This is a genomic window from Litchfieldella anticariensis FP35 = DSM 16096, from assembly GCF_000409775.1.
In the GTDB taxonomy this organism is placed as follows: Bacteria; Pseudomonadota; Gammaproteobacteria; order Pseudomonadales; family Halomonadaceae; genus Litchfieldella; species Litchfieldella anticariensis.
This window is the reverse complement of record NZ_KE332377.1, coordinates 1366250-1384432: the sequence shown is the minus strand read 5'-3', so window position 1 is coordinate 1384432 and position 18183 is coordinate 1366250. Positions and strand designations below refer to the sequence as shown.

At 59.4% G+C, this 18183-nt stretch carries 18 protein-coding genes; 17 read left to right on the top strand and 1 reads right to left on the bottom strand.

All coding sequences use genetic code 11. The features are described 5' to 3' along the window. Positions 1–17 precede the first annotated feature (17 nt). Positions 18–911 (bottom strand): LysR family transcriptional regulator, encoded by an 894-nt coding sequence (locus L861_RS06410; protein WP_016415761.1) that lies wholly within the window; start codon positions 909–911, stop codon positions 18–20. Positions 912–1063: 152 nt separating this feature from the next. Here L861_RS06410 and leuC point away from each other — a divergent pair, with 152 nt between their 5' ends. From leuC to L861_RS06325, 17 genes are all read left to right on the top strand, one after another. Beyond that, positions 1064–2509, top strand: coding sequence for a 3-isopropylmalate dehydratase large subunit (gene leuC / locus L861_RS06405; RefSeq protein WP_016415760.1), 1446 nt, complete (start codon positions 1064–1066; stop codon positions 2507–2509). Positions 2510–2512: 3 nt separating this feature from the next. Beyond that, positions 2513–3154 (top strand): 3-isopropylmalate dehydratase small subunit, encoded by a 642-nt coding sequence (gene leuD, locus L861_RS06400; protein ID WP_016415759.1) that lies wholly within the window; start codon positions 2513–2515, stop codon positions 3152–3154. A 167-nt stretch (positions 3155–3321) separates the two neighbouring features. After that, the gene (leuB, locus tag L861_RS06395; protein ID WP_027947833.1) at positions 3322–4401 is read left to right on the top strand and encodes a 3-isopropylmalate dehydrogenase; all 1080 of its coding nucleotides are present in this window, start codon (positions 3322–3324) and stop codon (positions 4399–4401) included. A gap of 34 nt (positions 4402–4435) precedes the next feature. Next, complete coding sequence (gene asd / locus L861_RS06390) at positions 4436–5548, top strand: aspartate-semialdehyde dehydrogenase (protein ID WP_016415757.1); 1113 nt, start codon at positions 4436–4438, stop codon at positions 5546–5548. A 258-nt stretch (positions 5549–5806) separates the two neighbouring features. After that, positions 5807–6772, top strand: a complete 966-nt coding sequence (truA, locus tag L861_RS06385) for a tRNA pseudouridine(38-40) synthase TruA (RefSeq protein ID WP_016415756.1) — start codon at positions 5807–5809, stop codon at positions 6770–6772. A gap of 5 nt (positions 6773–6777) precedes the next feature. Next, entirely contained in the window at positions 6778–7431 is a 654-nt protein-coding gene (locus L861_RS06380) for a phosphoribosylanthranilate isomerase (RefSeq protein WP_016415755.1), read from the top strand. A gap of 28 nt (positions 7432–7459) precedes the next feature. Further along, positions 7460–8674: a tryptophan synthase subunit beta gene (gene trpB, locus L861_RS06375; protein WP_016415754.1), complete on the top strand. Its 1215-nt coding sequence runs from the start codon at positions 7460–7462 to the stop codon at positions 8672–8674. A 54-nt stretch (positions 8675–8728) separates the two neighbouring features. After that, entirely contained in the window at positions 8729–9532 is an 804-nt protein-coding gene (gene trpA / locus L861_RS06370; protein WP_016415753.1) for a tryptophan synthase subunit alpha, read from the top strand. Positions 9533–9614: 82 nt separating this feature from the next. Next, on the top strand, positions 9615–10565 hold the full coding sequence (gene accD / locus L861_RS06365) for an acetyl-CoA carboxylase, carboxyltransferase subunit beta (RefSeq protein WP_016415752.1): 951 nt from the start codon (positions 9615–9617) through the stop codon (positions 10563–10565). 13 nt (positions 10566–10578) lie between these two features. Next, positions 10579–11901, top strand: a complete 1323-nt coding sequence (gene folC / locus L861_RS06360; protein ID WP_035567923.1) for a bifunctional tetrahydrofolate synthase/dihydrofolate synthase — start codon at positions 10579–10581, stop codon at positions 11899–11901. Beyond that, a complete protein-coding gene (locus L861_RS06355) occupies positions 11882–12550 on the top strand; it encodes an SPOR domain-containing protein (RefSeq protein ID WP_021029128.1) in 669 nt (222 codons plus the stop codon). Before folC ends, L861_RS06355 begins: the two co-directional genes overlap by 20 nt. Then, the gene (locus L861_RS06350; RefSeq protein WP_016415749.1) at positions 12547–13128 is read left to right on the top strand and encodes a CvpA family protein; all 582 of its coding nucleotides are present in this window, start codon (positions 12547–12549) and stop codon (positions 13126–13128) included. Before L861_RS06355 ends, L861_RS06350 begins: the two co-directional genes overlap by 4 nt. Before the next feature lie 61 nt (positions 13129–13189). Continuing rightward, positions 13190–14707 (top strand): amidophosphoribosyltransferase, encoded by a 1518-nt coding sequence (gene purF / locus L861_RS06345; RefSeq protein WP_016415748.1) that lies wholly within the window; start codon positions 13190–13192, stop codon positions 14705–14707. A gap of 12 nt (positions 14708–14719) precedes the next feature. Next, on the top strand, positions 14720–15940 hold the full coding sequence (locus L861_RS06340; RefSeq protein WP_016415747.1) for an O-succinylhomoserine sulfhydrylase: 1221 nt from the start codon (positions 14720–14722) through the stop codon (positions 15938–15940). 149 nt (positions 15941–16089) lie between these two features. Beyond that, positions 16090–16776 (top strand): type 1 glutamine amidotransferase domain-containing protein, encoded by a 687-nt coding sequence (locus tag L861_RS06335; protein ID WP_016415746.1) that lies wholly within the window; start codon positions 16090–16092, stop codon positions 16774–16776. A 154-nt stretch (positions 16777–16930) separates the two neighbouring features. Further along, positions 16931–17485, top strand: a complete 555-nt coding sequence (locus L861_RS06330; RefSeq protein WP_016415745.1) for a cytochrome b — start codon at positions 16931–16933, stop codon at positions 17483–17485. Between the two features lie 47 nt (positions 17486–17532). Further along, entirely contained in the window at positions 17533–18114 is a 582-nt protein-coding gene (locus tag L861_RS06325; protein ID WP_016415744.1) for a YceI family protein, read from the top strand. The last annotated feature ends 69 nt before the right edge of the window (positions 18115–18183 follow it).

Sequence of the window (18183 nt, the reverse complement as noted above, 5' to 3'; positions counted from 1 at the left end):
GCAAGCGATTCGCTTGCTCACTGCCATGTCCGGGCTTCCGGCGTACGCGCCTCGTCTAGCATTTCCAGCATCGAGCGGGCGGCGTTCGAAAGCGTGCGGCTCTTGTGCACCAGATAGCCCAAGGGGCGCTCGATGGGGCGGTGCTCGATGGGCAACACATGAACTTCCTCGTCGATCAGGGTTTCCGGCAACACGCTCCAGCCGAGGCCGATGGCAACCATCATCTTCAATGTCTCGAGATAGTTGGTGGACAGTGCCACGTTTACCTTGAGGCCATCGCGGGCGAAAGTGTCGACCACGATGCCGCGGGTGAAGGTCAAATGGCCCGGCAATACCGCATCGAAGCGTGATAGCGTCGTCAGTGGCAGAGGATCGAGCGAGGCGAGCGGGTGGTCGTGGCCACACACGAAGCGCAAGCGGTCGATCCACACCGGAACTACAGTCAACTGAGGGTCGGGCGTCGGGGCGAGCGTCACCACGGCGATTTCCAGATCGCCATCCAACACGCCCTGATAAGCTTGTTCAGAGTCCAGGAAGCGCATGTCCATACGCACCTCGGGATGGGTCTGGGTGTACGCCTTGAGCAGCGGCGGCAAGCGGTGTAGACCGATATGATGACTAGTGGCCATGGTCAGACTACCGGCCACGTCGCCGGCCAGGTTTGAGAGTGCCCGACGGCTGTCGTCGACCATCACCAGAATCTGGCGGGCACGCGGTAACAGGAGATGTCCGGCCTCGGTGAGGGTGACACGCCTGCCGATGCGATCGAAGAGCTTGGTGCCTACCTGATCCTCCAAGGTGGCGATGCGTTTGCTCACCGCCGGTTGGGTCAGGTGGAGGTGCTCACCGGCCTGCGAGAAGGAACTGCTATCGGCGACGGCGAGGAAGGCCTGCAGACTTTGCGTGTCCATGGTTCTGATCCTGGAGATAGCAAAATTCTTTGTATTCCAATTTGGAATTCAAAGAATAAATAACATGAATTGCTTTTATGGGTTTCGGATTTTACTCTCGTTGACACGATGAACAAGGGGCCTGGCGAATAAAGCCCCAAGGGAGGAAACCGATGGCAGGCCAGACGCTTTATGACAAGTTGTGGTCGCAGCACCTGGTGAAGGAGCGCGACGACGGTACCGCCTTGATCTATATCGATCGGCAATTGCTGCACGAAGTGACATCGCCGCAGGCTTTCGAAGGCTTGCGCCTGGCGGGTCGTAAGCCCTGGCGTCTGGATGCCAACCTGGCGACCCCCGACCATAACGTGCCGACCACCTTGGTCGAGCGTGCCGAGGGCAACACCGGGATCAAGGATCCGGTGTCGCTGATCCAGGTGCAGACGCTCGACGACAACTGTGAAGCCTTCGGTATCGAGGAGTTCCGTATCAACGACGCTCGCCAGGGCATCGTCCACGTGGTAGGGCCCGAGCAGGGGGCCACCTTGCCAGGGATGACCGTGGTATGTGGCGATTCGCATACCGCTACCCATGGAGCCTTTGCGGCGCTGGCTCACGGCATCGGCACCTCCGAAGTCGAGCACGTGTTGGCAACCCAGTGCCTGTTGGCGCAGAAGATGAAGAACATGCAGGTCCGGGTCGAAGGCAAGCTTGGTACCGGTGTGACGGCCAAGGATATCGTACTGGCGGTGATCGGCCGCATCGGGACTGCCGGTGGAACTGGCTATGCCATCGAGTTTGCCGGTAGTGCCATCCGCGACCTGTCGATGGAAGGCCGCATGACGGTGTGCAACATGGCCATCGAGGCTGGCGCACGGGTGGGACTGATCGGTGTCGACGACATCACCATCGAGTACCTGCGCAACCGCCCATTTGCACCCACCGCCGAGCAGTGGGAAGCCGCGGTAGCCGATTGGCACAATCTGGTCTCCGACGACGATGCTGTGTTCGACAAGGTAGTCGAGATAGACGCCGCCGAGATCGAGCCCCAAGTGTCGTGGGGTACCAGCCCCGAGATGGTGACCAACATTTCTGGAGAAGTACCCGATCCCGATGCTGTCGCCGACGACACTGTCAAGCGCGGTTACCTTCGCGCGCTGGAGTATATGGGGTTGGCGCCGAAACAGAAGATCACCGATATCCGTCTCGACAAGGTCTTCATCGGTTCCTGCACCAACTCGCGAATCGAGGACCTGCGCGAAGCGGCGAAGGTGGCTAAGGGCAACAAGGTCGCTGACAGTATCAAACTGGCTATGGTAGTACCGGGGTCAGGGCTGGTGAAGCGCCAAGCCGAAGCCGAGGGGCTCGATCAGATCTTCCTCGAGGCCGGCTTCGAATGGCGCGAGCCGGGCTGCTCGATGTGCTTGGCGATGAATGCCGACAAGCTGGATCCAGGCGAGCACTGTGCTTCCACCTCGAACCGCAACTTCGAAGGACGCCAGGGTTACGGTGGGCGTACCCACTTGGTCAGCCCGGCGATGGCTGCTGCCGCCGCGATCGCTGGTCACTTTGTCGATGTGCGTCAGCTGAAAGACGCTACCCAGCCCGAGGAGGTCTGAAGTATGCAGAAATTCGAACGTCATCAGGGCCTTGTGGCGCCGCTCGATCGTGCCAACGTCGATACTGACCTGATCATTCCCAAGCAATTCCTGAAGTCGATCAAGCGTACCGGCTTCGGTGTCAATCTGTTCGATGAGTTGCGCTATCTGGATGAGGGTTATCCCGGCCAGGATGTCAGCAAGCGTTCACTCAATCCGGACTTCATACTCAACCAGGATCGCTACCAAGGCGCTAGCATCCTGCTGGCACGTCGCAACTTCGGTTGTGGTAGCTCTCGCGAGCATGCGCCCTGGGCGTTGGCCGATTTCGGCTTCCGTGTGGTGATCGCACCGAGCTTTGCCGATATCTTCTACAACAACTCGTTCAAGAACGGCATCCTGCTGATCACTCTCGACGAGGAAAAGGTCGATCGGCTGTTCAAGGCGGTAGAGGCCAATGAAGGCTATAGCCTCGACATTGACCTCGAGCATCAGCGCATCGTCACTCCTGAGGGCGAGATCTTCGAGTTCTCGGTGGACGAGTTTCGCAAGCACTGCCTGCTCAATGGGCTCGATGATATCGGCTTGACGTTGCAGGATGAGCCAGCGATCCGTGCTTTTGAGCAACGTCATCGCGAGGCACGGCCCTGGCTGTTCCGAGGCTGAGGCCACGGGTGTCGCCGATGAAAGAGCAATAACCACAACGCTGGACACAGTAAGGAATGCCCTTCGGGCGATCGCGCAAGGAAAGCGCCATTTTCATTGGAGGCAACCGCAAGGTGGCCTTCGTCGTAGAATCGCTGGATAAATCGCTAGCAAGAGAGCCAAGACGCATGAGCCGCAAGATTCTCGTTCTACCGGGCGACGGTATTGGCCCGGAAATTACCCGCGAAGCGGTCAAGGTGCTGGAGGCCTGCCAGGAGCGGGGGCTGGATGTGACCGTCGACGAGGCTTTGGTCGGTGGCGCTGCCTATGACGCGCATGGCGAGCCGTTGCCCGAGACGACATTGGCCAAGGCCAAGGCCTCCGATGCCATCCTGCTGGGGGCCGTAGGAGGGCCGAAGTGGGACAAGATCGAGGATCTGGCCAAACGTCCCGAAAAGGGACTATTGGGGTTGCGCAAGCATCTCGGCTTGTTCGGCAATCTGCGCCCCGCCATTCTCTACCCCCAACTCGCGGAAGCTTCGAGTCTCAAGCCCGAGGTGGTCTCTGGGCTCGATATCATGATCGTGCGCGAATTGACCGGTGGTATCTATTTCGGCCAGCCACGTGGTATTGAAGAGCGCAATGGCCAGCGTGTGGGCTTCAATACCTACATCTATTCGGAGGCCGAGATCGAGCGCATCGGTCGTGTGGCCTTCGAGATGGCCCGCAAGCGCAACAAGAAACTGTGCTCGGTGGACAAGGCCAATGTGCTCGAGGTCACTATCCTGTGGCGCGAGATCATGGAGCGCCTGGCGCCGGAATACCCGGATGTCGAGCTTTCGCACATGTACGTCGATAACGCCGCCATGCAGTTGGTGCGTGCTCCCAAGCAGTTCGACGTCATCGTCACCGGCAACATGTTCGGCGACATCCTCTCGGATGCTGCGGCCATGCTGACCGGCTCTATCGGTATGCTGCCTTCGGCCTCGCTCAACGAAAGCGGGCAAGGGATGTACGAACCGTGCCACGGTAGTGCGCCGGACATCGCGGGTCAGAACCTCGCCAACCCGCTCGCTACCATTCTGTCGGTCGCCATGATGCTGCGCTATTCGCTCGATGAGCCCGAACTGGCCGAGCGTATCGAAGGCGCGGTCGGCAAGGTACTCGACGACGGTCTGCGCACCGCCGATATCGCCTATCCTGGGACCCGTAGGGTCTCCACCTCCGAGATGGGCGATGCCGTACTGGCCGCGTTCCGTCATGTATAATGACGGGTTCACTCAAATTTCAGGAGGACTTCACATGTTGAAAGTCGGTTTTGTCGGTTGGCGTGGCATGGTGGGCTCCGTGCTCATGCAGCGCATGGTGGAGGACAACGACTTCGCTGGCATCGAGCCGGTGTTCTTTACCACCTCCCAGGCCGGTCAGCCGGGCCCCGACATCGGTGTGGACGTACCCCCGCTCAAGGATGCTTTCGACCTGGTTGAACTCAAGACACTGGATGTCATCGTGACCTGTCAGGGCGGTGACTACACCGATAAGGTCTATCAGGATCTGCGTCAGTCCGGCTGGAAAGGCTATTGGATCGATGCCGCCAGCACCCTGCGCATGGCAGGCGAGTCGACCATCGTTCTCGACCCGGTCAACCGCCATGTCATCGATGCCCAATTGGCCAAAGGTGGCAAGACCTTCGTTGGTGGCAACTGTACCGTCAGCTTGATGCTGTTGGGCTTGGGGGGGCTGTTCGAAGCCGACCTGATCGAATGGATGACTTCCATGACCTACCAGGCCGCTTCCGGCTCTGGTGCCAAGCACATGCGTGAGCTGTTGAGTCAGATGGGGTCACTGCGTGATTCCGTACAACACGAACTGAGCAACCCGGCAAGCGCCATCCTGGAAATCGATCGCAAGGTTTCCCAGGCAATGCGCGGCGGTGATTTCCCGATCGAGAACTTCGGTGCGCCACTGGCCGGTGGTCTGTTGCCATGGATCGACAAGGCCATGGAGAATGGCCAGAGCAAGGAAGAATGGAAGGGCAGCGTCGAGTCCAACAAGATCCTTGGTCGCAGCGATAACCCGGTGCCCATCGATGGCTTGTGTGTACGGATCGGTGCCATGCGTTCCCACAGTCAAGCGTTCACCATCAAGCTCAAGCGTGATGTGCCGATAGATGAGATCGAGGATCGCATCGCCAAGCATAACGACTGGGTCAAGGTGATTCCCAACGATAAGGAAGCCACGCTTGCCGGCCTGACGCCGGCTGCCGTGACCGGTACCATGGATATTCCGGTAGGGCGCCTGCGTAAGATGGCAATGGGTGGTGAATACCTGTCAGCCTTTACTGTAGGTGATCAGCTTCTGTGGGGGGCCGCTGAGCCGCTCAAGCGCATGTTGCGGATTCTGCGTGAGCAGTAATTGAAGGCGCCAATGCCGTATGATTCGAAACGCCTCCCTTGGAGGCGTTTCGCGTTTTGGGCATGCGTTCGCTTTCGCGACCGTGTTCCCAACAGTGGCTGGAATGCTGCTTCGACGTAGCATGGCATTCCGTTAGAGGTCGCGAAGGTGGCGTTCGAGCCGTTGCATCTGGATAATAAGGGACCCGCCGTTTCTTCGGAGTAAACGCTCCAAGCGAAAACGCGGGATCCGATCGCGCAGTACAACCCGATTGAGCCCATGTCCCTGTTCGAGCGTCTCGATGATACACAACGCCTTACCGGCCGCTTGGCCTTTGGCGTGGAATACGACGGTAGCGCCTACTGTGGTTGGCAACGTCTGAAGCATGCTCCCTCGGTGCAGGCCGAAGTCGAGCGAGCGCTTGGCAAGGTCGCTGGAGAGTCGGTCAGGGTGCACTGTAGTGGACGTACCGACACCGGTGTGCATGCCACCCGTCAGGTGGCGCATTTCGACGCTCCAGTGGGGCGCTCGCAGAAGGCTTGGGTGTTCGGCGCTAATGCCAATCTGCCGCGCGACATTGCATTGCGTTGGGTAGTGCCGGTGGCCGATGATTTTCATGCACGCTTCATGGCGGTGGCGCGTCGCTATCGCTACGTGATCCTCAACCAATCCAGCCGTCCGGTATTGGAGCGGGCCAACGCGACCTGGTGTCGTGATCCGCTGGATGTGCCCGCCATGCACCGTGCCGCCCAGGTGCTGGTTGGCGAGCATGACTTCTCCAGTTTCCGGGCAGCGGGATGCCAGTCGAAGACCGCCCAGCGGCATCTGCATTTCATCGAGGTGCATCGACATGGCCCGTTGGTGGTTATCGACGTTCAGGCCAATGCCTTTTTGCATCACATGATCCGCAACATCGTCGGCGCCTTGGTGGACGTGGGACGCGGCGAACAGGGCGAAGACTATGTCGCACACCTGCTCGAGGTGAAGGATCGCACGCTGGCCAGTGCCACGGCGCCGGGCTGTGGGCTGCACTTCGTCGACTCGATCTACGACGAACGCTTTGCCTTGCCGCGTGAGCCCTTGGGGCCCAACCTGCTGGCATTTCTCGGTGAATGGACCGGCGAGCGCGAATTGCCCGATTGTCGCTGGGTTCGCTATCGTCGTGGTCAGCCGGAGGCGGCAGATCGCAACTTTTCTGCGAGCTCGGCCGAGTTCGGCAGGCAGCAGCCCTCTAGCCAGGAGTGATCGTCATGTCGAATCGTTTTCAACGCATCCGTGTGAAGATTTGTGGGCTGACCCGCGAGGCCGATATCGATGCAGCGGTGGCGGCGGGTGCCGATGCCTTGGGCTTCGTACTGTGGCCAGGCAGCAAACGGGCCATCGATGAAGCACGTCTGGCCGAGTTGGCGGCACGGGTACCCGCGTTCGTCACCCGGGTGGGGCTGTTCGTCGACCAAGAGGCCACGCTGATAGAAAGAGCCAGTGCGCACCTGGATCTGCTGCAATTCCATGGTGACGAGTCGCCGGCTTTCTGCACTTCGTTTGGCCGTCCCTGGATCAAGGCCTTACGCATGCGCGATGGTCTCGATCTGCCTGCCATGGCTGACGCCTATCAAGAGGCGCAGGCACTATTGCTCGATGCCTATCGCCCCGGCGTGCCCGGCGGCACCGGTGAGACCTTCGACTGGTCGCGAATCCCCGCAAGCCTGGCAAAACCTGTTATTCTCGCGGGAGGTTTGACCCCGGCCAATGTCGCCGAGGCGATCCGTACCGTGCGGCCTTTCGCAGTGGATGTTTCTGGCGGTGTCGAGCGCTCACCCGGGATCAAGATTCCAGAGCGTATCGATGACTTTTTGCGCCAGGTATTCCTAGCTCAATCGACCGACTTTTTGGACAAAACCTAAGACCAAGCGACCCTATGAGGTGTCTTTCGTGACCAAGTTCAGCGACCTGACCCGACTGCCCGATGAACGAGGCCATTTTGGCCCCTATGGTGGCCGGTTCGTCTCGGAAACGTTGAGCTTCGCCCTGGAGGATCTCGAGAAGACCTATTTGAGCCTTCGCGAAGATCCCGATTTCCAGGCGGAATTCGACTACGATCTGGCCCATTACGTGGGCCGCCCGTCACCCTTGTATCATGCCAAGCGTTGGTCGGCTCAACTGGGTGGGGCACAGATCTGGCTCAAGCGCGAGGACCTCAACCATACGGGCGCCCATAAGGTGAACAACACCATTGGCCAGGCGTTGCTGGCCAAGAAAAGTGGCAAACCACGGGTGATCGCCGAGACTGGGGCTGGCCAGCATGGCGTGGCCACGGCCACCGTCGCAGCGCGGTTGGGCCTCGAGTGTGAGGTCTACATGGGGGCTGAGGATGTCGAGCGCCAGAAGCTCAATGTCTATCGCATGCACCTACTCGGCGCCAAGGTGATTCCCGTGGAGTCTGGTTCGCGCACCCTCAAGGATGCCATGAACGAAGCGTTGCGCGACTGGGTCACCAACGTCGACGACACCTTCTACGTTATCGGCACCGTTGCTGGCCCCCACCCATATCCGATGATGGTTCGCGATTTCAGCGCCGTGGTCGGTCGCGAGGCGCGAGAGCAGTCGCTCAAACAGATCGGGCGCTTGCCTGATGCCTTGGTGGCCTGTGTGGGGGGCGGTTCCAACGCCATGGGGCTATTCTACCCGTTCGTCGAGGACGAAGAGGTCAAGATGTACGGTGTCGAGGCTGGCGGCGAAGGTATCGAGACCGGTCGTCATGCGGCACCGCTGACTGCCAATGCCCCGCAAGGTGTACTGCACGGCAACCGTACCTACCTGATGTCGGACGAAGGTGGACAGATCATTGATACCCACTCGATCTCGGCAGGGCTCGACTATCCCGGTGTGGGGCCCGAACATGCCTTGTGGAAGGACGTCGGACGGGTCGAGTATGTGGCCGCCAACGACGACAAGGTCCTCGAGGCGTTTCGTGAGTTGACACGTCTCGAGGGCATCATGCCGGCCCTGGAATCCGCCCATGCCCTGGCGCATGCCAAGGTGTTGGCACCGACCATGCGCACCGATCAGCACATCATCGTCAATCTGTCCGGGCGTGGTGACAAGGATATCCTGACGGTGGCCAAGATCGACGGCGTGGAATTTTAAAGGCGGTGGCATCGCTCGCTGCTTTGAACTTCCGCCTTTAGGGGATAGAGAAGAATGAACCGTATCGACCAACGTTTCGCTGCCCTCAAGGAGCAGGGCCGCACCGCGCTGATTCCCTACATTACCGCTGGGGACCCATCGCCGGAGCATACCGTGGGTTTCATGCACACCCTGGTCGAAGCTGGCGCCGATGTCATCGAGTTGGGCGTGCCGTTTTCCGACCCGATGGCAGATGGTCCGGTGATCCAGAAGGCCTGTGAACGAGCCCTCAAGCATGGCACCCGTCTTTCTCACCTGTTCGAGATGGTGCGTGAATTTCGTGAGACCGATCACGAAACGCCGGTGGTGTTGATGGGTTATTTGAACCCCATCGAGCGCTTGGGGTATCGGGCCTTCGCTGAACAAGCCGCCACCGCCGGTGTCGATGGCGTACTGATCGTGGATATGCCGCCAGAGGAGGCCGAAGAGCTCGGGCCTCTGCTCAAGGAGCATGGGCTAGCCTCGATCTTTCTGGTTGCCCCTACCACCTCCGAGTCGCGTGCCGCTACAATATGTGCCCATGGCGAAGGGTATCTGTACTACGTTTCGCTCAAGGGGGTCACCGGCGCCGCAACCTTGGATGTCGAATCCGTCGACCGTCAACTGGCACCACTGCGGCGTTTGACCGAGCTACCGCTGTGTGTCGGATTCGGTATCCGTGATGGCGCCTCCGCAGCAGCGGTAGGCCGGATTGCCGATGGTGTGGTGGTCGGTAGCGCCTTGGTCAATCGTATTGCCGAAGGGGTAGACGACACGCTTTCCATCGCACCGGCCTTGAAAGAGGTGCTGGGCGAGATGCGTCGGGCGCTGGATGCTTGAGGTGTCGGTAGTCCTCCTGCCAAAACTCCATGATGGTTCGGCCGTTGCCGGGCCTGAGACAGCGTAATGGAACTGTTCTGATATGAGCTGGCTAGACAAGATCGTACCGTCCATGGGGCGCATTCAGCGTAAGGATCGCCGTGTTAGCGTACCCGACGGGCTATGGCGCAAGTGCCCGAAATGTGAGGCGGTGCTGTACCTTCCCGAACTCGAGAAACATCACAACGTCTGCCCTAAGTGCGATCACCACCTGCGGCTTACGGCACGCAAACGGCTCGACTGGTTCTTGGATGCAGAAGGGCGTGAGGAAATCGCTGCCGAGTTGCAACCCGTGGACCGTCTCAAGTTTCGCGATTCCAAGAAGTACAAGGATCGCCTCTCGGCGGCGCAGAAGGAAACCGACGAGAACGATGCCCTGATTGCCATGCGTGGCACCCTCGACAGCATGCCGGTAGTAGCCGTGGCGTTTGAGTTTACCTTCATGGGTGGCTCAATGGGGGCCGTTGTCGGTGAGAAGTTCGTGCGAGCTGCCAGCCTGGCGCTGGAGGAGGGCATTCCGCTGGTGTGCTTTTCCGCTTCCGGCGGGGCGCGTATGCAGGAGGCGCTGTTCTCGCTGATGCAGATGGCCAAGACATCGGCGGCGTTGGAAAAGCTCAAGCAGGCTGGGGTTCCTTATATCTCGGTGCTGACCGATCCAGTGTATGGGGGCGTTTCGGCCTCGCTGGCGATGCTTGGGGATCTCAATGTTGCCGAACCCAACTCACTGATTGGCTTTGCCGGACCACGGGTCATCGAGCAAACTGTGCGTGAGAAGCTTCCCGAAGGCTTCCAACGTAGCGAGTTCCTGCTCGAGCATGGCACCGTGGATATGATTGTCCACCGTAGCGAAATGCGTGAGCGCCTGGGCAGTGTGCTGCGCAAGCTGACACACCTGCCGGTTTCCGGCTTGCCGGAGGAGCGTGAGCCTGACCTGGTCGATGTCGCCGAACAGGAAAGCGACGATGTCGTCGAAGACGTCAGCCAAGAGCGCTGATGACGAGTCGCCGATGCCTGAAGCGCCTTCTTCGCCTGCATTGAGTCTGGATGCCTGGCTGGCACGTCTGGAACGCCAGCATCCTGTCAGTATCGACCTCGGGCTCGAACGTGTGGCCCGGGTGGGTCGTCGCTTGGGCTTGTTAGATACCCCCGTGGCTACTCGCCTGATTACGGTTGCGGGCACCAATGGCAAGGGATCGACGGTCGCCATGCTGGAGGCCCTGGCACGGGCTCACGGCCTGTCGACGGCCACCTACACCTCGCCACACCTGTTGCGCTATAACGAGCGCCTGCGTCTGGATGGTCAAGAAGCCGACGATACTACCCTGGTACGCGGCTTCGAGCGGGTCGAGGCTGCGCGTCTGAGCGGTGAACCGGTCAGCCTGACCTATTTCGAAGCTGGAACATTGGCCGCCTTGTGGATTATCGCTCAGCGTCAGCCGGAGCTGGCAATTCTCGAAGTTGGCCTGGGCGGGCGCCTTGATGCTGTCAATATCCTCGACGCCGACGTGGGGGTGGTGACGACTGTGGCCCAGGACCACGCCGCTTTTCTTGGTACCGACTTGGAAAACATCGGTCGCGAGAAGGCCGGAATTCTGCGTGCAGGCCGCCCAGCGGTACTCGGTAGTTCGGTGCTGCCGGCCAGTGTGCGTGGCGTGGCCGATGCATTGGGTGCACGAGTGTACATGCTGGATGAGCAGTTTCATCGCTGCGAAGACGCTGATGCCTGGGCGTGGGAAGGAATAGATGCCAACGGGCATCCTTTGCATTTGAAGGGACTCCCGGACCCCGGTTTGCCGCTGGACAATGCAGCCACGGCCTTGCAGGCTTTGACGCTGGCAGATGTGGCGCTGGATGAAATGGTATGTCGGAAGGCCCTGGCAGAGGTGACGTTGCCTGGACGCATGCAATGGTTGAGCAACTGGTGCCTGGATGTAGGGCATAATCCACACGCCGCTACTTACTTGGCGGCGCGTTTGGCTGAGCGGCCCTGTACGGGGCGGCGAATTGGCTTGCTGGGCATGCTGGCGGACAAGGATGCCGAGGGTGTCATCGATGCGCTCGCCGGTTCGCTTGATGCCTGGGTCGCGGTTGGCTTGGATGGTGAGCGCGCACGCGGTGCAGAAGATCTGGCTGCCACTCTCGAGTCGCGGGGACAGCGGGTCCTGCACCGGGCGGCATCGCCGGCAGAGGGGGCCGACTGGTTAGCATCCGAGCTTCGTGAAGTTGATGAGGCGCTGGTTTGTGGGTCGTTTTTCACTGTGGCCGAAGTACTGTCCTGGTGGAAGTCACGGCCGCAGAGGAGGGAGCACGATGAAATACGGAATGCGTGAGCGGCTTAGCGGGGCAGTGATCGTCATCGCGCTGGCGGTGATCTTCGTGCCGATGCTGTTCGATGAGCCGGCACCTCGCGAAGAGCGCCCCCAGCCGGTATTGACCATCGAGCAACCTATCGAGGTCGAGCGAACACCAGTACCCGACCCTGAGCCACCCTCGACACTGGGCAATATCAGCCAACCACGTCCGGTTGTCGATCCGCAAGGCAGCGTTGAAGCACTGTCGGAAGAGGCGACCTCATCTGAGGATGATGCGGAGGTCGCGCGGGCTCCCGCGACCGACGAGCAGGCTTCGGAAGAGAATACGCCTCCCGCAGAAGTTCAGCCGGAAACCGCGGATCCCATCGCGGAGCTGGCACGTGCCGCTGAACAGCGTCGCGAGACGTCTGCTCCGTCACCATCGAATGCTGCGGGTGAGTGGGCCGTACAGGCCGGCAGCTTCGGGAAGCCTGACAACGCAGAACGTCTGGAAGCACAGCTCAACGAGCAGGGGTTCAATGCCTATCGTCGCCAGCGCGAGGGAGGGTTGACCAGTGTCTATGTCGGCCCTTACGAGAGTTCTGAAGCCGGTGAGCGGGCTCGTACCGAACTCAAGGAGCGCGCCAATATTCAGGGCCTGCTGGTGAGAATCCGGGAGGGTGAATGAGTCTGACTTGGCTCGACTGGATTTTCCTGGCGGTACTGGCCATCTCGATGCTGGCCGGTTTCACCCGCGGCCTGATTCGTGAAGGCCTAGGGCTGGCAGCCTGGATCATTGCCTTACTGGCGGCACGGATATTCGCCGAGCCGGTAGCGGACATGCTCAGTGGGTTCATCGACAATCAGGATGGGCGCCTGGTGCTTGCCTTCATCCTGGTGATCTTCGTTGTCATCATGCTATGCGGTATTGTCATCCGCCTGGTGCATGCGGCGGTGGAGTGGGTCGGCATGGGCTTTTTCAATCGCGTGGCCGGCGCCCTGTTCGGAGTCTTGCGCGGCGCAGCGATTCTAGTGCTGGCGACGATCCTGATTTCTCTGACACCCTTGTCGCAGCTTCAGGCCTGGCAACAGGCGGAATTGCGACCAAGCTTCGAACAGTTGCGCGATTGGACGGTCGACCAGATAGAGGCCTGGGAGCAGGACGATCAAGGGCGTAGCAAAGAGTGGCGTGACATTTCGTTGCCGAATATCGGCAACGACGACAAAGGTGGCAATAGCGGTAACGATGAGGCAGATGGCCTCTGACGTTTCATCACGATGTCGCGTGTGCGGCATCTGGACTTCATTGCAAGCGAGGTAAGGCGGAATGTGCGGTATCGTGGGCCTCATGGCCAATCAGGCGGTCAACCAGGCGCTATATGACGCCCTGACAGTCCTCCAGCACCGAGGGCAGGATGCCGCCGGCATGATGACATGGCACGAGGGCCGCTTTCTGCTGCGCAAGAGCAATGGCTTGGTGCGCGATGTCTTCCACACTCGCCACATGGCACGTCTCAGGGGCAACCTGGGGATCGGGCATGTACGTTACCCTACCGCCGGCTCGTCGAGCGAGGCCGAGTCGCAACCGTTTTATGTCAACTCGCCCTATGGCATTACCCTCGCTCATAATGGCAACCTGACTAACTCTGAACAGCTCAAGCAGGAGTTGTTCTCTACCGACCTGCGGCATATCAATACCAGTTCGGACTCCGAGGTGTTGCTCAACGTCTTTGCCCACGAATTGGGCAAGCAAGGCCACCACCTCAATCCTGAGGACATCTTCGATGCCGTACGTCGGGTACATCGTCGCTGCCGAGGCGGCTATGCTGCAGTCGCTATCATCAACGGCTTCGGTATGGTGGCCTTCCGCGATCCCAATGGCATTCGTCCGGTGGTCTTCGGTTCGCGCAACGAGAGTGGCAAGCAAGACGTGATGATCGCCTCCGAGTCGGTAGCGCTCGATGTTGGAGGTTTCGAGTTTCATCGTGATCTGGCACCAGGTGAGGCGATATTCGTCGACATGGACGGCAATATCCACACTCAGCAGTGCGCTGATCGGCCCCAACTGGCGCCGTGTATATTCGAGCATGTCTATCTGGCACGTCCCGATTCGATTCTCGACGGGGCCTATGTCTATGGCACGCGCATGGAGATGGGGCGCAAGCTGGGCGATCGCATCAAGAATGAATGGCCTGAGCACGATATCGACGTGGTAATTCCGATCCCCGACACCTCGCGTACCTCGGCGCTGGAGTTGGCCCAGCATCTCGGGGTCACCTATCGCGAAGGCTTCATGAAGAACCGCTATATCGGGCGGACCTTCATCATGCCTGGCCAGACCCAACGCAAGAAGTCGGTGCGCCAGAAGCTCAACGCCATCGACATCGAGTTCGAGGGCAAGAACGTGCTATTGGTCGATGACTCCATCGTGCGCGGCACCACCTGCAAGCAGATCATCCAGATGGCTCGCGAGGCCGGTGCCAACAAGGTCTATTTTGCATCGGCAGCGCCGCCGGTACGTTATCCCAATGTCTATGGAATCGACATGCCCGCTGCCGCCGAGTTGATCGCTCATGGGCGCAGTGAAGCTGAGGTCGGCGAGCTTATTGGTGCCGATCGTATTTTCTATCAAGATCTGGATGACCTGAAGGCAGCCTGCCGCGCCGTCAATCCGGCACTCGAGCATTTCGATTGTTCGGTTTTCGATGGCCGCTACATCACCGGTGACATCGACGATTCCTATCTGGCGGACCTCGAGGCCTCGCGTAACGATGCTGCAAAGTTGCAGAATGTCGGTGATCATGCCTTGGTTGGCATGCACAATCAGGATGATGATCTCGACTGAGCGGGGGCAGCCATGAACGACGATTCCAATCAACATGAGCACGACTGGGATGACCCAACACGAGAGTGGGCGTTGGCTACCCAGTCCATTCGTGCCGGCCATGCGCGCACCCATGAGCAGGAACATGGCGAGCCGATCTTTCCGACCTCGAGCTTCGTCTATGGCAGTGCAGCCGAGGCCGCACGTAAGTTCGGCGGTGAGGAGCCTGGTAATATCTACTCGCGCTTCACCAATCCTACAGTGCGCAATTTTGAGAAGCGTCTGGCGGTGATGGAGGGCGGCGAGCGCTGCGTGGCGACCAGTTCCGGCATGGCGGCGATCCTTTCCACCGCACTGGCGCTACTATCGGCTGGTGATGAGATCGTGGCCTCGCGCTCGTTGTTCGGTTCCACCGTGAGCTTGTTCGACAAGTATTTGGGCAAGTTCGGCATCACGACCCGCTATGTGGAACTGTCGAACCTGGAGGCCTGGGAAGCGGCAATTACCCCGCGCACCCGCTTGCTATTCGCCGAAACGCCGTCCAATCCGCTCTCCGAAGTGGTGGATATTGCCGCCCTGGCTGAGATTGCCCATCGTCACGAGGCCTGGCTGGTAATCGACAACTGTTTCCTGACTCCGGCGTTGCAGCGTCCGTTGGACCTCGGTGCCGATCTGGTGATTCATTCGGCAACCAAGTATCTGGATGGTCAGGGGCGTGCCATCGGTGGTGCCGTGGTAGGTCGCGACAAGGAGCTTGAAGAACTGTTTGGTGTAGTACGCACCTGTGGCCCCTGCATGAGTCCCTTCAATGCCTGGATTTTCCTCAAGGGGCTGGAGACGTTGAGTTTGCGCATGAAGGCACACTGTGAAAACGCCTTGGCCATGGCTCAGTGGCTGGAAGCGCATCCGTCCGTTACGCGTGTGCATTACAGTGGTCTGGAACATCATCCACAACACGCGCTGGCTAGCCGTCAACAAAAGGCTTATGGCGCGGTGCTGGGGTTCGAGGTTGATGGGGGGCGCGAAGCCGCCTGGTCGGTGATCGATGCCACGCGGATCATGTCGATCACTGGTAACTTGGGCGATGTCAAGACCACCATCACCCATCCGGGCACGACGACTCACGGGCGCCTCTCAGAGGAACAGAAGGCGGCGGCGGGTATCGCCGAAGGGTTGATTCGAATCGCTGTGGGGCTCGAAGATCTCGATGACCTCAAGGGCGACCTTGCGCGTGGGCTTGATGCGTTACGCTGAATCTTTTCCTCGTCATTATTATACGACGCCCCGTAACCGGGGCGTCGTGCGTTAGGAGGCGGAATTCATCGGCGCCCCCCTTGAACCTTCCCCTGATGCCGTCATCTATTCAGGGTTGGATCACATTTTCTCTTTCAAGGAGCGTGACGATGAAGATCCTGATGGTCCTGACGTCTCACGATAGCCTGGGCGATACCGGCCACAAGACTGGCTTCTGGCTTGAAGAATTTGCAGCCCCCTATTATGTGTTCAAGGATGCCGGTGCCGAGATTACTCTCGCTTCTCCTCGAGGAGGGCAACCTCCGGTGGACCCCAATTCCACCCGAAAAGATGCGCTCACCGACGAGACTCGGCGTTTCGAGGCCGATGAACAAGCCAAAGCGCAGCTTGCCAATACCGTGAAGCTCAGTGATGTGAAGGCCAACGATTATGAGGCCATCTTCTACCCAGGGGGACATGGCCCACTATGGGACCTGACCGACAATCCCGATTCTCTGCTTCTGATCCAGGCCTTCATCAAGGCGGGCAAGCCGGTGGGCGCTGTTTGCCACGCCCCGACAGTGCTGCTCAATGCCAAGGATGAACGTGGCGAGCCTTTGGTCAAGGGGCGTGAGGTCACCGGCTTCTCCAATAGTGAAGAAGCCGCGGCAGGTCTGACCGAAGTAGTGCCACACCTACTCGAGGATGCTCTCAAGGACAAGGGGGCCCGCTATCTGCGCAGTGAGCAGGACTTTGCTCCCTTCCAGGTTCAAGATGGGTTACTGGTGACGGGGCAGAACCCTGCATCGAGTGCATCGGCCGCCAAAGTGTTGATCAAGCTGTTGAAGGCGGCATGAGTCGTCAATAGCGAATGGCCAGGCATGTAGTCCTGGCCATTATTTCCACAGCGTGAATGATGCGTTTACCGTTTCCTGGCTGTGTCGTCATCGCGAATATAGGTATGCTCGAGGCAAAGCGATATTCATCGCGCTTCAGGAAAGGGCTTGGAGCATGTGGCGTAACACTCGACAAGGCTGGGGGTTGATCAGCATTTTGCTGCACTGGGTAAGTGCGCTGGTCGTCGTAGGTCTGTTCATTCTGAGCTGGTGGATGACCGGTCTAGGGTATTATGACAGTTGGTACAATCTGGCTCCCTGGTGGCACCGATCGCTCGGCATGCTACTGCTCGCAGCAACCCTGCTGCGCGTGATGTGGCGTTTCCTACAGCCGACACCCCATGCCCAAGGGAGCCGCCTGGAGCGCCTCACTGCGCATCTGGGGCATACCGGGCTTTATGCCTTATTGTTGGTGATTCTGGTCAGTGGTTATCTGATTTCCACCGCTGATGGTCGTGCCATCAGCGTTTTCGGCTGGTTCGACGTGCCCGCGTTGGTTCATGACTTGCCCAATCAGGCAACCTTGGCCGGTACGGTGCACTGGTATAGCGCCCTGGCATTGATGATCATTGCCGCTGGTCATTCTCTGGCGGCCCTCAAGCATCATTGGCTGGATCGCCATGATACCCTGCTTCGCATGCTATCCCCCCATCTCAGTCGTCGCCGTTAAGCACGGCTGGCTCACATCGATGGTTCACACTGCAAGGAGATGCACGAATGTTGAAGAAAACCGCCATTGCCGCCCTGACTGCTGCTGCTCTGGTCCCAATGACTCAGGCTCAAGCGGCTGATTACGTGATCGATACCGAGGGCCAGCATGCCTTCGTCCAGTTCAAGATCAGCCACCTGGGCATGTCCTATATCCTCGGTAGCTTTCGTGAGTTCAATGGCGAGTTCAGTTACGATCCGAACGATCTCGAGGCTTCCAGCATCAATATGGAAGTCGATGTGGCCAGCTTGGACAGCAACCATGCCGAGCGTGACAAACACATCCTTAGCGACGACTTCCTGGATGCTGATCAATACCCCACTGCATCCTTCACCTCTACTGGTTTTGAACCCACTGGAGAGGGCGAAGGGGTGTTGACCGGTGAACTGACCCTGCACGGTGAGACTCGCGAAATCGAGATGCCGGTCGCCTTGGTCGGGGAGGGGGATGATCCGTGGGGTAACTACCGGGCTGGTTTCAACGGTAGCACGACGCTTGCATTGGCTGATTTCGGCATCGACATGAACGACTTCCCCGAGCCCATGCACCAACTGGAACTGGATGTCGTGTTCGAGGGGATTCGCCAGTAATACCGATGCAGTACCTTCGAGAGAAGGTACCGAGCGTTTCTTTCGCTAAAAAAACCGGCCAGCAATTGC

Excerpts from the sequence above, each read along its gene's own strand:
- leuB (WP_027947833.1), top strand. The coding sequence starts at position 3,322 with ATGAGCCGCAAGATTCTCGTTCTACCGGGCGACGGTATTGGCCCGGAA.
- L861_RS06340 (WP_016415747.1), top strand. The coding sequence starts at position 14,720 with ATGAACGACGATTCCAATCAACATGAGCACGACTGGGATGACCCAACA.
- L861_RS06335 (WP_016415746.1), top strand. The coding sequence starts at position 16,090 with ATGAAGATCCTGATGGTCCTGACGTCTCACGATAGCCTGGGCGATACC.
- L861_RS06330 (WP_016415745.1), top strand. The coding sequence starts at position 16,931 with ATGTGGCGTAACACTCGACAAGGCTGGGGGTTGATCAGCATTTTGCTG.
- L861_RS06350 (WP_016415749.1), top strand. The coding sequence starts at position 12,547 with ATGAGTCTGACTTGGCTCGACTGGATTTTCCTGGCGGTACTGGCCATC.
- L861_RS06380 (WP_016415755.1), top strand. The coding sequence starts at position 6,778 with ATGTCGAATCGTTTTCAACGCATCCGTGTGAAGATTTGTGGGCTGACC.
- leuD (WP_016415759.1), top strand. The coding sequence starts at position 2,513 with ATGCAGAAATTCGAACGTCATCAGGGCCTTGTGGCGCCGCTCGATCGT.
- leuC (WP_016415760.1), top strand. The coding sequence starts at position 1,064 with ATGGCAGGCCAGACGCTTTATGACAAGTTGTGGTCGCAGCACCTGGTG.
- asd (WP_016415757.1), top strand. The coding sequence starts at position 4,436 with ATGTTGAAAGTCGGTTTTGTCGGTTGGCGTGGCATGGTGGGCTCCGTG.
- trpA (WP_016415753.1), top strand. The coding sequence starts at position 8,729 with ATGAACCGTATCGACCAACGTTTCGCTGCCCTCAAGGAGCAGGGCCGC.
- folC (WP_035567923.1), top strand. The coding sequence starts at position 10,579 with ATGCCTGAAGCGCCTTCTTCGCCTGCATTGAGTCTGGATGCCTGGCTG.
- L861_RS06355 (WP_021029128.1), top strand. The coding sequence starts at position 11,882 with ATGAAATACGGAATGCGTGAGCGGCTTAGCGGGGCAGTGATCGTCATC.
- L861_RS06410 (WP_016415761.1), bottom strand. The coding sequence starts at position 911 with ATGGACACGCAAAGTCTGCAGGCCTTCCTCGCCGTCGCCGATAGCAGT.
- L861_RS06325 (WP_016415744.1), top strand. The coding sequence starts at position 17,533 with ATGTTGAAGAAAACCGCCATTGCCGCCCTGACTGCTGCTGCTCTGGTC.
- truA (WP_016415756.1), top strand. The coding sequence starts at position 5,807 with ATGTCCCTGTTCGAGCGTCTCGATGATACACAACGCCTTACCGGCCGC.
- purF (WP_016415748.1), top strand. The coding sequence starts at position 13,190 with ATGTGCGGTATCGTGGGCCTCATGGCCAATCAGGCGGTCAACCAGGCG.
- accD (WP_016415752.1), top strand. The coding sequence starts at position 9,615 with ATGAGCTGGCTAGACAAGATCGTACCGTCCATGGGGCGCATTCAGCGT.